Origin of the sequence: Facivitalis istanbulensis (assembly GCF_040560405.1) — a bacterium.
In the GTDB taxonomy this organism is placed as follows: Bacteria; Pseudomonadota; Alphaproteobacteria; order Sphingomonadales; family Sphingomonadaceae; genus Sphingomonas; species Sphingomonas istanbulensis.
The window spans coordinates 42,438-56,453 of record NZ_JAVSCQ010000002.1 but is presented as its reverse complement, the minus strand read 5'-3'; the positions used below and the strand labels follow the sequence as shown (position 1 = coordinate 56,453).

General features: G+C 65.1%; 10 protein-coding genes. 3 read left to right on the top strand and 7 right to left on the bottom strand.

The features are described from left to right. The first annotated feature begins 5 nt into the window (after positions 1-5). Positions 6-1,205 (top strand): FAD-dependent oxidoreductase, encoded by a 1,200-nt coding sequence (locus RN629_RS01745; protein WP_407033541.1) that lies wholly within the window; start codon positions 6-8, stop codon positions 1,203-1,205. On the opposite strand, the gene dnaE is transcribed toward RN629_RS01745, so the two are convergent. Further along, positions 1,202-4,687, bottom strand: coding sequence for a DNA polymerase III subunit alpha (dnaE, locus tag RN629_RS01740; protein ID WP_407033540.1), 3,486 nt, complete (start codon positions 4,685-4,687; stop codon positions 1,202-1,204). The genes RN629_RS01745 and dnaE overlap by 4 nt on opposite strands. 105 nt (positions 4,688-4,792) lie before the next feature. On the opposite strand from dnaE, the gene RN629_RS01735 reads away from it, so the two are divergent. Continuing rightward, entirely contained in the window at positions 4,793-5,359 is a 567-nt protein-coding gene (locus RN629_RS01735; RefSeq protein WP_407033539.1) for an HdeD family acid-resistance protein, read from the top strand. A gap of 97 nt (positions 5,360-5,456) precedes the next feature. On the opposite strand, the gene RN629_RS01730 is transcribed toward RN629_RS01735, so the two are convergent. The 5 genes from RN629_RS01730 to RN629_RS01710 form a co-directional block, all read right to left on the bottom strand. Next, a complete protein-coding gene (locus RN629_RS01730) occupies positions 5,457-5,936 on the bottom strand; it encodes a glutathione peroxidase (protein ID WP_407033538.1) in 480 nt (159 codons plus the stop codon). Beyond that, positions 5,933-6,526 carry a GNAT family N-acetyltransferase gene (locus RN629_RS01725; RefSeq protein ID WP_407033537.1) on the bottom strand — a complete coding sequence of 198 codons (594 nt, stop codon included), beginning with the start codon at positions 6,524-6,526 and terminating at the stop codon, positions 5,933-5,935. The genes RN629_RS01730 and RN629_RS01725 overlap by 4 nt, the downstream gene beginning before the upstream one ends. Then, positions 6,523-7,242, bottom strand: a complete 720-nt coding sequence (locus RN629_RS01720) for an ABC transporter ATP-binding protein (RefSeq protein ID WP_407033536.1) — start codon at positions 7,240-7,242, stop codon at positions 6,523-6,525. Before RN629_RS01720 ends, RN629_RS01725 begins: the two co-directional genes overlap by 4 nt. Continuing rightward, positions 7,235-8,485 (bottom strand): lipoprotein-releasing ABC transporter permease subunit, encoded by a 1,251-nt coding sequence (locus RN629_RS01715; RefSeq protein ID WP_407033535.1) that lies wholly within the window; start codon positions 8,483-8,485, stop codon positions 7,235-7,237. The genes RN629_RS01720 and RN629_RS01715 overlap by 8 nt, the downstream gene beginning before the upstream one ends. 558 nt (positions 8,486-9,043) lie before the next feature. After that, on the bottom strand, positions 9,044-11,473 hold the full coding sequence (locus RN629_RS01710; protein ID WP_407033534.1) for a TonB-dependent receptor: 2,430 nt from the start codon (positions 11,471-11,473) through the stop codon (positions 9,044-9,046). 242 nt (positions 11,474-11,715) lie between these two features. Here RN629_RS01710 and RN629_RS01705 point away from each other — a divergent pair, with 242 nt between their 5' ends. Next, the gene (locus RN629_RS01705) at positions 11,716-12,195 is read left to right on the top strand and encodes an Hsp20 family protein (RefSeq protein ID WP_407033533.1); all 480 of its coding nucleotides are present in this window, start codon (positions 11,716-11,718) and stop codon (positions 12,193-12,195) included. Between the two features lie 126 nt (positions 12,196-12,321). Here the strand turns inward: RN629_RS01705 and RN629_RS01700 are convergent, their stop codons facing one another. Further along, positions 12,322-13,971 carry a CTP synthase gene (locus tag RN629_RS01700; RefSeq protein ID WP_407033532.1) on the bottom strand — a complete coding sequence of 550 codons (1,650 nt, stop codon included), beginning with the start codon at positions 13,969-13,971 and terminating at the stop codon, positions 12,322-12,324. Between the last annotated feature and the right edge of the window lie 45 nt (positions 13,972-14,016).

The window sequence follows — 14,016 nt, the reverse complement described above, 5'->3', positions numbered from 1 at the left end:
CCGCCATGCCTCGCTATGACATCGCCATTGCCGGATGCGGTCCGGCGGGACTGGCAACCGCCCTGCTACTCCATCGCGACGGTCACCGTGTCACCCTGTTCGAGCGTTTCAACACGCCTCGCCCCGTCGGCTCCGGCCTGATGATCCAGCCGACGGGTTTCGCGGTGCTTCGCGAACTAGGCCTGGCGCAAAAGCTGCTCGACCACGGCGCGCGGATCGCCCGGCTGCACGGGCAAGCCGGACAGCGTGGGCGGGTCGTGCTGGACGTGCGCTATACCGCATTGGGGCGGCGCGCCGGGTTCGGTATCGGCGTCCACCGCGCCACCCTGTTCGCGCTCCTGCACGACGCCGTGGTCGCCGCCGGCATCCCGGTTCAGACGGGTTGCGCCATCACGGGCAGCGAGGCGGCATCCGATGGTCGCCGCCGCCTGTCGCTGGAGGATGGGCGCAGGACACCATGTTTCGATCTCGTCGTCGATGCGCTCGGCACGCGCACCCCGCTTGCGCCTCCATGCGGGCGCGCCCTGGTCTATGGCGCATTATGGGGCACCCTCGCCTGGCCCGAGGGAACCGGCTTCGATCCCGCCGCGCTCGAACAACGCTATAACCGCGCCAGCGTCATGGTCGGCGTGCTACCGGTCGGCCGTTTCCCGGGCGGAACGCAGGCGCAGGCGGCCTTTTTCTGGTCCATCCGCGCCGACCGGCTGGCGGCATGGCGTGCCGTCGGTCTGGACGGCTGGAAGGCGCAGGTCGAAACGCTATGGCCGATGACCCGGCCGCTGCTAAGTCAGATCGACACGCCGGACCAGCTCACCTTCGCCGGCTATGCCCATCGCACCTTGCCGACGCCCGCCGAAACCGGGCTCATCCATATCGGCGACGCATGGCATTCGGCCAGCCCGCAACTGGGCCAGGGGGCGAACATGGCGCTGCTCGACGCCTATGCGCTGGCGATCGCGCTTCGGCATTCGGAGGACATCCCGACCGCGCTGGCCGAGGCGGTGCGGATGCGACGAAGCCATGTCCGCCTGTATCAGGCGCTGACCGCGCTGTTCACCCCGGTCTATCAATCGGACAGCCGCCTGTTGCCGCTGATCCGCGATCGGCTGGTCGGTCCGCTGTCGCGTCTATGGCCCGCCACCCGGATTCAGGCCGCGATGGTCAGCGGGCTGGTCGGCGATCCGATGACGCCGCTCGGCCTCTAACCGACCAGCGCGAGACGCGCCTCCGAGGATTTCATCACCACCGCGGTCACGCCCGGCAGATCCTCGATATGGCTGGCCAGTTCGGCGTCGAGCAGGAAATTGCGCCCCAGCATCAGCAGCGTATCGCCCTCGGGCGCGACGATCCGCGCGCGAACCTCTCCCCGTCCATTGCGCAGGGGATCGAGCATCGCGTGCAACGCCGGGAACGCGTTCTTGTCCGCCACCGTCACCTCGACGACGAAGCGCGCGGTGCTGGCCAGACCGTCAAAGGGCTGGACCCGCTTGACACTGACACGCGGAGCCTCCTCGCCCGCACGTCGGTCCAACTCGACGGTGATCAGCGCACAGTCTCCGTCCTTGGCCGCCTTTTCCAGATCGGCGGCGACCGAATCGTCGAAGCAGGTCGCCGGGAACTGCCCCGTCGCGTCCGATAGCTGCGCCATCATATAGCGCTTGCCCCGCGCCGAGGTGCGCCAGCGCGCATCCTCGACCAGCACCGCCATGGTCGCACCGATCCGGGCATCCTCGGGAATAGTCAACTCGGCCAGCGAGGTATAGGTCCGCGCGCCGTGCATCCTGGCGATGTGGGCGTGGCGATCGACGGGATGGGCGGAGAAATAGAAGCCGAACGCCTCCTTTTCCTGCTCCATCCGCTGCGAGAGGGTCCAGCGGGTGCCCGTCGGCAACTTGATCGCGTCCCCCGCCACCTCGGTTTCGCCGAACAACCCGCCCTGTCCGCTCGTCCGTCCCTCATGGGTGCGCGCGGCGATGGCGAGTACCGTTTCGGCGACCGCATGGACGCCCGCCCGGTTGGGCTCGATCGCGTCGAACGCCCCCGCCGAGGCCAGCGTCTCCAGCTGGCGCTTGTTCATCAGGCGCGGATCGACCCGCTTGGCGAGCGCATCAAGCGAGGCGAAGGGCCCGCCCGCCTCGCGCTCGACCACGAGCTTCTCCATCGCGCCCTCGCCCACCGACTTGAGCGCGCCGAGCGCATAGCGGACGCCCAGGCCATCCGCATGCGCCTCGACATCGAACTCGGCCTGGCTGGCGTTGATGCACGGTGGCAGCATCGTCACGCCCATGCGACGGGCGTCGTCGACAAAGATCGCCAGCTTGTCGGTCAACGCCATGTCGTAGCACATCGACGCGGCGTAGAATTCGTGCGGATGATGCGCCTTCAGCCACGCGGTCTGATAGGCGAGCAGCGCATAGGCCGCCGCATGGCTCTTGTTGAAACCATAGCCGGCGAACTTGTCGATCAAGTCGAACAGTTCATTGGCCTTTTGCGACGGGATGGCGTTCACCTCCGCGCACCCCTTGACGAAGATGGCGCGCTGCGCGTCCATTTCCGCCTTCACCTTCTTGCCCATCGCGCGGCGCAACAGGTCCGCGCCGCCCAGCGAATAGCCGGCCAGGATCTGGGCGGCCTGCATCACCTGTTCCTGATAGACGAAGATGCCATAGGTTTCGGACAGGATCTGTTCGAGCAGCGGATGCGGATAGACGATGTCCTCGGTCCCCTGCTTTCGACGGCCGAAGCTGGGAATATTGTCCATCGGACCGGGGCGATAGAGTGACACCAGCGCGATGATGTCGCCGAAATTGGTCGGACGCACGGCGGACAGGGTGCGTCGCATCCCCTCCGATTCCAGCTGGAACACGCCCACCGTGTCGCCCTTCTGGAGCAGGGCATAGGTCGGCGCATCGTCCCAGGGCAGCGCGCCGAGATCGACGCTCACCCCACGCTTGGCGAGCAGTTGCACCGCCTTTTGCAGGACCGACAGGGTCTTCAGGCCAAGAAAGTCGAACTTCACCAGTCCGGCGCCCTCGACGAACTTCATGTCGAACTGCGTCACCGGCATGTCCGAGCGCGGATCGCGATAGAGCGGGACCAGCTGCGCCAGCGGCCGGTCGCCGATCACCACGCCGGCGGCGTGGGTCGAGCTGTGACGCGGCAGGCCTTCTAGCTTGGTGGCGAGGTCGAGCAGGCGGCGGACCTGATTGTCGTTGGCATATTCCTTCGCCAATTCCGGCACGCCGTTCAGCGCGCGCTTCAGGTCCCAGGGGTCGGTCGGGTGGTTTGGCACAAGCTTGGCGAGGCGGTCGACCTGGCCATAGCTCATCTGAAGCACGCGGCCGGTGTCCTTGAGCACGGCGCGCGCCTTCAGCTTCCCGAAGGTGATGATCTGCGCGACCTGATCGCGACCATATTTCTCCTGGACGTAACGGATGACCTCGCCACGCCGGGTTTCGCAAAAGTCGATGTCGAAGTCGGGCATCGACACGCGTTCCGGGTTCAGGAAGCGTTCGAACAGCAGGCCGAGCTTGAGCGGGTCGAGATCGGTGATGGTCAGCGCCCAGGCAACCACTGACCCCGCGCCCGAACCACGGCCCGGCCCGACGGGAATGTCGTGATCCTTGGCCCATTTGATGAAGTCGGCGACGATCAGGAAATATCCGGGGAAGCCCATCTGGATGATGATGTCGACCTCGAACCGCAACCGCTCGTGATAGGCTTCGCGCCAGCCGGGTTGGCCCTCACCCTCCAGTTCGGCGATCCGGTCGAGCCGCGCCTCCAGCCCCGCCGTCGCGTCGCGGCGAAGCATCGCCGCCTCGCCCTCGCGGTCGCCCGCGAGGCTGGGCAGGATCGGCTTGCGCCATGGGGCCATCACGGCGCAGCGCTGCGCGACGACCAGCGTGTTGTCGATCGCCTCGGGCAAGTCGGCGAAGAGCTGCTTCATGACCTCGGCGGGCTTGAGCCAGGCCTCGGGCGAGCTTTTGGGGCGATCGTCCATTTCGACATAGGTCGAATTGGCGATGCACAGCATGGCGTCATGCGCGTCACGAAACCCGCTATCGGCGAAGCAGCACGGATTGGTCGCGACCAGCGGCAGGCCGCGATCATAGGCCAGATCGATCAATTCCTGCTCGGCGGCGATTTCAACGGCATCGTCGCGACGCGCCAGTTCGATGTAGAGCCGATCGCCGAACAGTGTTTGCAACCGATCACAATAGGTCCCGGCGCGATCCGGCTGGCCCTCGGCGAACAGGCGCGCAATGCCCCCCTCGCCGCCGGCCGTCAGCGCGATCAGGCCCCCACTGAAACGGGCGAGCGTTTCGAAATCGACATGCGCGGCCAGTTCGATCGGACGTTCCAGATGCGCCGCGGATACCAGCGCGCACAGATTGTCATACCCCGCCATGGTCTGCGCATACAGCGCGATCCAGTCGACGACCGGCGTGACCGTGTCGGGCATATCGGGTCGCGCAACGCCCAGCATCGTACCGATGATCGGCTGTACCCCCGCCTTCTTCGCCGCGTCCGAAAAGGCCATCGCGGCATAAAGGCCGTTGCGGTCGGTCAGCCCTGCGGCGGGAAAGGCATTCGCCTTGGCCTGCGCCGCGATCGCCTTGGGATCGATCGCGCCATCGAGCATCGTGAAGGAGGAAAAGATGCGAAGCGGCACATATCCAGAATGCATCGCCGATCCTTAACCCACACTACGTGATTCGACCAGCACGGAACCCGCGGCCGCTACCAACCGTTACGCTGGCAGAAGGATTTCCTCCTTTTTGGGATCATCGTCATGACGGATACTGATCGCTATCATGCCAGTGCGCTGAGGGCCGGGGCTGGCTGGGGCTGGATCCTGGCCTATGGCATCCTGTCGGCCCTGCTGGGCTTTGCCGCCTTCCTCTTCCCGCTCTCCGCGACCCTCGCCGCGACGCTCGTCATCGGGGCGTTCTTCATCGCCGCCGGCTTCCTGTCGATCGGTGCGGGCATCTTCGGCCAGGGCTATGAGGAGCGGGGCTATGCCATCGGCTTCGGCGCGATTTCGCTGATCATCGGCTTCATCATGGCGCTGGAGCCCGCGACCGGGGCGATCTCGATCACCATGCTGGTCGCGATCTGGCTCGGCCTGCGCGGCGTGCTGGAGATCGGGCTGGGCGCGCGACTCCGGCGGCGGCGCGGCTGGCTGATCGGCCTGGGTGTCCTGAACATCATCCTGGCGCTGTTCGTCCTGACGACGCTGCCCTGGAGCGCGATGACCCTGCCGGGTTACATCCTGGGCCTGAGCTTCCTGTTCGGCGGGATCAACGCCATCGCCTCCGCGCTGGACCATAAGAAGGGATCACGTGCGTTCGCACTCTGATCTCGATCGCCGTTCCCGTTGAGCAAAGGTTCAGGCCGAGCGAGGGCGGGGACTCATCCTCTCGCCCTCGACCTCGCGCGGCCCGGACGGTCTTGGCTTAAAGCAGCGCTTCGATATCCTTCGCCAGTTCCTCCGGCTTGGTCGTCGGGGCGTAGCGGCCAACCACTTGGCCATCCCGGCTGACCAGGAACTTGGTGAAGTTCCACTTGATCGCCTTGGTCCCCAACACGCCCGGGGCCTGCGCCTTGAGCCACTGGAACAGCGGATCCGCGCCGTCGCCATTGACCTCGACCTTGCCCAGCACGGGAAAGGTCACGTCATAGGTCAGAGAGCAGAAACTGGCGATCTCCGCTGCATCGCCCGGTTCCTGGGCACCGAACTGGTTGCAGGGAAAGCCGAGGATGGTCAGCCCCTGCCCCTCATAGCGGCGATATAGTGCTTCCAGCCCTTCATATTGCGGGGTGAAACCGCACTTGGACGCGGTATTGACGATCAGCAGCACGCGCCCCGCATAGGTCGACATGTCGACCGGCGAGCCATTGGCGGCCCTGACGCTGAAATCGGAAATCGCGCTCATTCATGCCTCGCCAGCAGATAGTCGAGATTGGCACGGACGCCCGGCCATTCGCGGTCGATGATCGAATAGACCACAGAGTCGCGAATCCGTCCATCGGCCATCACCTGATGCCCGCGCAAAATGCCGTCCTTCTTCGCGCCAAGCCGTTCGATGGCGGTCTGGCTGTGCTTGTTGAGCGCGTCGGTACGGATCTGGATGGCCTGACACCCCATGGCGTCGAAGGCATGGGCGAGCAGCATCCGCTTCGCCTCGGTATTCACACCGGTGCGCTGGACGCGCGTGGCATAGAATGTGCCGCCAATCTCCAACCGCCGATGCTGCGGCGCGATGCGCATATAGCGCGTCGTGCCGACCACCGCGCCGTCCGGCGTCTCCACCGTAAAAAGCAGCGCGCGACCGACATCGCGCTCCTTCGTGGCGGCCGCCAGCCAGCGTTCGGGGTGCTTCATCATCGCGACATTGGCGTAGAAGATATCCCACAACGCCCCTTCGCGCGCGACATCGACCAGCGCGGGCAGATCATCCTCGGCAAAGGGCCGCAGCGTGACGTGGCGACCGATCAACGTCGGCGTCTCGGTCCAGACACTCATTGCAGCCGTCCTTCGTGCAACCTTACGACCCGGTCCATCTTGAGCGCCAGCCGCTCGTTGTGCGTCGCGATCAGCGCCGCCGAACCCTCGCCGCGCACCAGCCGCAGAAACTCGGCCAGCACCACTTCGGAGGTATGCTCGTCGAGATTGCCGGTCGGCTCGTCCGCCAGCACCAGCGGCGGCTGGTTGGCGAGCGCGCGGGCGACCGCCACACGCTGCTGCTCGCCGCCCGACAACTGGCTGGGTCGGTGGCTCAATCGATGCCCCAGGCCCAGAGCGGTCAGCAACCCCTTGGCCCGCGCCTCGGCCGCGGCAGGCGATTTCCCCTGCACCAGTTGCGGCAGCACGACATTCTCGATCGCGTTGAAATCGGGCAACAAATGGTGGAATTGATAGACGAACCCAAGATAGTCGCGGCGTGCCACCGTGCGCCCATGCGCGTTGAGCTTCGACACTTCGGTCCCGGCGATGCGGATCGATCCCGAAAAGCCGCCCTCCAGCAGTCCGACCGCCTGTAGCAGCGTCGACTTGCCCGATCCCGACGGCCCGAGCAGCGCGACGATCTCTCCCGGTGCGATGGCCAGATCGACGCCGCGCAGCACCTCGATCGTCTGCCCCCCTTGGGTGAAGCTGCGCGACAGGCCGGTCGTCTCCAGCACCGGCTCGGCGGCGCGCGGCGCGACGGCGGCGCCCATGCGGATGATCGGATCATTCATAGCGCAGCACCTGAACCGGGTCCGTGCTCGCCGCCTTCCAGGCGGGATAGAGCGTGGCAAGGAAAGAAAAGACCAGCGCCATCGATGCGATGACGATCACTTCGACGGGGTCGGTCTTGGACGGCAGTTCGGTCAGGTAGCGGATCGAGGGATCCCACAGATTCTGCCCGGTGACGAACTGCACGAAATTCACCACCCCCTGGCGATAGAAGAGAAACACCGCCCCCAGCGCCAGACCCGCGACCGTGCCCAGCGCGCCGATCGTCGTTCCCACCGTCATGAAGATCCGCATCAACCCGCCACGCGTCGCGCCCATCGTCCGCAGGATGGCGATATCGCGCGTCTTGGCGCGGACCAGCATGATGAGCGAGGACAGGATGTTGAACACCGCGACCAGGATGATGATCGACAGCACGGTGAACATCGCCACCCGCTCGACCGCCAGCGCCTCGAACAATTGCGCGTTCATCGTCCGCCAGTCGGCGATCACCGCGCGCCCGCCCAGCTTGTCGGCCAGCGGGGCCAGGATCTGCCCCACGCGGTCGGCATCCACCGTCTGCACCTCGACCATGCCGACCGTATCGCCCATCAGGAGCAATGTCTGCGCATCCTCGATCGGCATCATGACATAGGCCTTGTCATAATCATATACGCCGATCTCAAAGATCGCGCCGACCGTATAGCTGACGATGCGCGGGACCGTGCCGAAGGGCGTCGTCTGCCCCTGCGGACTGATCAGCGAGATTTCCGATCCGACGGTCGCGCCCAACGCCTCGGCCAGGCGGCTGCCGATCGCGATCCGGTTGCTGCCCGGCGCGACGCTCATCAGATTGCCCATCACGACCTTCGACCGGATCGCCGAATTGCCGCGAATGTCGCCCACCCGCATGCCGCGCACCAGCACCGCCTCGACCCGGCCGTTATAGCTGGCCATCAATGGCTGCTCGATCATCGGCACCGCGCTCGTGACGCCGGGCGTCGCCCTGGCCTCGCGCACGATGTCGCGCCAGTCGGGCAGGCGACCGCCCACCCCCTGCACCACCGCGTGACCATTCAGCCCGACGATCTTGTCGAACAGCTCGGCACGAAAGCCGTTCATCACGCTCATGACGATGACGAGCGCGGCGACGCCCAGCATGACCGCGACCAGACTGATCGAGGCGACGAGGAAGATGAACGCCTCGCCCTTGCCCGGCAGCAGATAGCGCCGGGCGATCATCCGTTCATAGCGAGACAGGATCATTGCGTTCCGATCGATCCATGGAAAGTCCTTGATGGGAGGGCTGTAGGCATGGCGTCTGGCGCTGGCAATGGCACCCCGGCGCGACCACATCCCAACCGGCAGGTGCAACGATTGTTGCGCGTCGGCCACACCGCCGGGGCAATCGCAACAGGCGACCCCCAACAGGGATGACAAGCGCCCCTGCCGTGCCGTACCACAATCTTACTGAGACACAGGCAGCAACGGCCGTGGTTCGGGGATTGCTCCAACGCTCACTCCACGGGGTTGATGCGGGAGCGGGAAAAGGGGGCTGACGAGCGATCGTCACGCAGGCGCCCGGATCGGAAACGGTCCGGGCGTTTGGCATTGCGATCAGCGATCCGGCGCGCTGCCAACCGAAAAGCCGCCGGAACCGGCGGGGAAACGGGGAGCTTCCAAACTCCGCATCCCAGATGCCGGCCCGGCGCCCGTTACGGGACTTTCCCTATAGCAGATCAAGATGAACCGAAGGTGGACGATTTCTGCGATTCGCCATCGGTCGCAAAGGGATTTGCCGATGGCGGATCGTAGCGAGCCGGATCAGAAGGATTTGGAGATCGTCAGCCCATAGGTGCGCGGGTCGCCCGGCTGCCCCACGATCAGGCCGGTCGAACCCGACTGGGTGGCCAGCAGCTCGTAATAATCATGGTCGAACAGGTTTCGGACCCAGACAAAGGCGTTCAAGTTGCCCGGTGCCTTGAACCCCGCCCGAAGATTGGACAGGCTGTAGCCATTGATGTCGGTATAGGCCGAGCGCGACGGGTTGGACGAAAATTTGGAGCGATAGCTGCCGTCATAGCCAAGATAGAATTGCCCCTCGACCCCCGCGACGGTCGCGGGCAGGTCATATTCCGCGCCATAGGAAAAGGCCCAGCGCGACACGCCCGGTAACCACTGGCCCGAAATATCGCAATAGGGCAACGATGCACCTGGCGTTCCCGCCGGCGCAGGGGTGCCCGTGATCCGGCCATTGATGACGGGCAAGGCGGTGCCGCCCGACAATTCGGGCGGGCATGGCGCGTTGGTGAAGCGGGTATAGCGCGCATCGGTGAAGGCGCCATTGGCATAGATGTTGAACCGACTGGTCGGGCGGAAGGCCGAATCGATCTCGATCCCGCGCGTCCGCACCCGCCCCGCATTGGCGAGATAGCCACGCAGGACATTGACCTGAAGGTTGTTCACCGTCGCCTGATAATCGGCGATCTCGGTCCAGAAGCCCGCGATGTTCACCGTCGCGCGGCGGTCGGCGAACTGGGTCTTCAGCCCCAGTTCGAAATGATTGACCTTTTCGGGGCGCACGGTCTGCGTCGACAGGATGGGATTGCTCTGCCCATCCAGCGGCAGGCCCGACAGATTGATGCCACCCGATTTATAGCTACGCGCATAGGTCGCATAATAATGCACGTCGGGGCTAAAGTCATAGGCGATGGTCAGGTCGCCCGACAGGTTCCAGTTGGTGAAGGACGGGGTGTAATTCTGCGGGGCCAGCACGCCCCGCTGGTCCTTGGTCAGATTGACCGATCCCGCGCCGTTGATGACGGTCGAGACATAGGACCCGTTCTTACGGTCATAGTTCAGGCGAACGCCCGGTGCGATCGACAGCCGGTCGCTCGGATGCCAGGTCAGCTTGCCGAAGAGGGCCGCCGAGGTATTGGTGAAGCCGATCCTGTTGCGCGCGGTGAGACCGTTCAGCGTCGCCGGATCACGCCCGCCGGTGCCGTTAGGGTTGAGCAGGAAGGCGCTTGCCGACGCCCCCTGGACCTGCAAGCCCTGCGTGTCGATCGACTGCCAGAAATAAAAGGCGCCCGCGACATAATCGAGCGTCCGCTTGCCGTCGGACGCGATGCGTATCTCCTGCGTCACCTGGCTCTGCTGCGACGGATTGGCCGACACGGTGGTGATCGGCAGGCCGATGAAGTCGCGGTCGTTGGACGGATTCCAGTGCCAGAAGCGCCACGCCGACACGCTGGTCAGCGTCGCCGCCCCCACATCCCAGTTCGCGACCAGCGACAGCCCGCCCAGTTCCTGTTTCGCGCGCAGGTCGGTATCGACATCGGTCAGCCGGTCAAAGGCGTTGGTCGAAGGGACGCTATAGCCCTGCGCCGCCGCCAGCCGCGGATATTGCCGGTCGAGTGGCCGCTGCGTCGCGCCCACCCGCGCATAATATTGGACGCAGCAATTCGGGTTCTGCCGCGCATAATCCCCCGACAGGGTCAGGTCGAGCGTCGGCGTCGCATGCCAGAGAAACTGGCTGCGGAGCGAGAGATTGTCCTGGCTGTTCTGCCATTCCCGCTGCCGCGTGTTCCAGATGGTGCCGCGCCGCGTGGTGATCGAGGTGGACAGCCGCACCGCGACCTTGTCATCGACCAGAGGACCGGACACCGACGCCTTGCCCTGGAAGAAATCATAATTGCCCGCGCTGAGTTCGACCCGCGCCTCGGGCGTGAAGCTGGGCGGGCGGGTGATGATGTTGATCGCGCCCGCCGTGGTGTTCTTGCCATAGAGCGTCCCCTGTGGCCCGCGCAGCACCTCGATCCGCTCGGTGTCGGTGAAGTCGAACGTCGCCGAGGCGATCCGGCTGTAATAGACCTGATCGACATAGATGCCGACGCCTTGCTCGATCCCGTCATTGGTGAGGCCGAACGGCGCGCCCAGCCCGCGGATATTCGCGGCCGAGTTGCGCGGATTGGTCGAATAGAATTGCAGCGTCGGCTGGATCTGGGTCAGCCGGTTGACATTGTACGTCCCCGTCTCGGCCAGTGCGGTGCCGCCGATCACCGACATCGCGATCGGCACGGTCTGGACCGTCTCGGCCCGGCGACGCGCCGTGACGACGACGTCGCCCCCGCCCTGCTGCGCCGTACCGAGACGGCCTTCCCCCTCCGCCCGGGGATCCTGTCGGTCGCTCTGCGTCGGGATCGGGGAAGGGACGGCCTGCGCGGCCAGGATCAGTGCGAGGGTGATGGACATGGGCGCTCCCCTTTTGATTTCATGCCCTATTCACACATCGATTTAATGGACGTTCAATCGCGCTGCACCTTGGCCATTGGCAAGTTTTGCTTTTCGATCCCGAAAGGCCCTTGAAGGCAATTCATCATGAACCATATTGGTTCGCGTGCGGTGCCGGACACGGGCCGTACGGATCGGCCCCGTCTCGCGTCGAGGCGGCATGGCCAGTCCCGTTTCAATTCGCTTCTGATGGAGGTTTTGACATGCGTATCGACCTGACCCCGTACCGCCGTTCGACCATCGGCTTCGACCGGCTGTTCGATCTGCTGGAGACCAATGCGCGCGGCGCTTCGGCGGAGAACTATCCCCCTTTCAACCTCGAGCGTCTGGCCGAGGACCGCTATCGCATCACCCTGGCGGTGGCCGGTTTCAGCCGTGACGAGATCGAGATCACCGCGCAGCAGAACATGCTGCTCGTCACCGGCAAGAAGGATGACAAGGCGAGTTCGCCCAACTTCCTGCATGTCGGCATCGCCAATCGCTCGTTCGAGCGGCGCTTCGAGCTGGCGGACTTCGTGTTCGTCGAGGATGCGCGGCTGAACGACGGCCTGCTCGTCATCGACCTCGTCCGCGAGGTGCCCGAGGCGATGAAGCCCAAGACGATCGCGATCAAGACGGGCCAGGCGCTCGCCGCGGTGGAGCATCACGCCGACGACCAGACCGACGAGGTCAAGGCGGCGTAATCCACTCGACGTCTTTCCCTCCCTGAAGACGTCGCGGGGCGTCCGGACCAGGGGTCCGGGCGCCCTCTGTTTCAGTTCGGACCGAAGAAAACCCCGCCTCCCTGCTCAGGGGGCGGGGTTCGCAATTCAGACCAGCCGGCTCTGCTTGACCGCCGCTTCGATGAAGCTGGCGAAGAGCGGGTGCGGGTTGAACGGCTTGGACTTCAGTTCGGGGTGGAACTGGACCCCGACGAACCAGGGATGGTCGGGCCGTTCGACGATCTCGGGCAATGTGCCGTCGGGCGACATGCCGCTGAACACCAGGCCACCCTTCTCCAGCGCTTCCTTATACGCCGTGTTCACCTCATAACGGTGGCGATGGCGTTCGGAGATATCTTCGCTGCCATAGATGGACGCGACGACGCTGTTGCCCGCCAGCCGGGCGTCATAGGCGCCCAGCCGCATCGTGCCGCCCAGATCGCCGCTCGCCTCACGCTTTTCGAGGCCGTCGCGGCCCATCCATTCGGTGATGAGCCCGACCACCGGCTCGGTCGTCGGGCCGAACTCGGTCGAGGACGCACCTTCGATCCCGGCGAGATGGCGCGCCCCCTCGATGCACGCCATCTGCATGCCGAAGCAAATGCCGAAATAGGGCACCCGCCGTTCGCGCGCGAAGCGGACCGCCGCGATCTTGCCCGCCGCCCCGCGCTCGCCGAACGCGCCGGGGACCAGGATCGCGTGGCAAGGCTCGAGCTGCTGCGCGACCTCGCTTTCGTCGCCCTCGAACAATTCGGCGTCGATCCAGCGGATATGGACCTTCACCTTGTTGGCGATGCCGCCATGGACCAGCGCTTCGTTGAGCGACTTGTAGGCGTCCTGCAGGCCGACATACTTTCCGACCACGCCGATCGTCACTTCGCCTTCGGGATTGACGAGGCGATCGACAATCTCGGTCCAGCGCGACAGGTCCGGCGCGTACTGCGGCTCGATACCGAAGGCGCGCAGCACTTCCGAATCGAGGCCCTCGGCATGATATTGCAGCGGCACCGCATAGATGCTCGCCGCGTCCAGCGCCGGGATGACCGCGGACTGGGGCACGTTGCAGAACAGCGCGATCTTGGCCCGGTCCGAAACGGGCAGCGGATGCTCGCAGCGGCAGACCAGCACGTCGGGCGACACGCCAAGCGCGGCGATCTCGCGCACCGAATGCTGGGTCGGCTTGGTCTTCAGTTCGCCCGCCGCCGCGATGTAAGGCACCAGCGTGACGTGGATGCTGATCGACTGGCCGCGCCCCAGTTCGTTCTTGAGCTGGCGGATCGCCTCGATGAAGGGCAGCGATTCGATGTCGCCGACCGTGCCGCCGATCTCGCAGAGGACGAAGTCGAGATCCTCGCCATGTTCGTCGACCGTATCGGCGCGCGCGAAGGCCTTGATCGCATCGGTGACGTGCGGGATGACCTGAACGGTCGCGCCTAGATAGTCACCGCGGCGTTCGCGTTCGATGATCGTCTTGTAGATACGACCCGAGGTGACATTGTCCGACTGGCGCGAGGCCACGCCGGTGAACCGCTCATAATGACCGAGGTCGAGATCGGTCTCTGCCCCGTCGTCAGTCACATAGACCTCGCCATGCTGATACGGGCTCATCGTGCCCGGATCGACGTTCAGATAGGGGTCGAACTTGCGGATGCGCACGCTGTAGCCGCGCGCCTGAAGGAGAGCCGCAAGAGAAGCCGCCATGAGGCCTTTGCCGAGCGACGAGACCACGCCGCCGGTGATGAAGATATACCGCGCCATGGGAAGAATCGCCTAGCTTGGATGGGGTGGATACGACAACAGCAA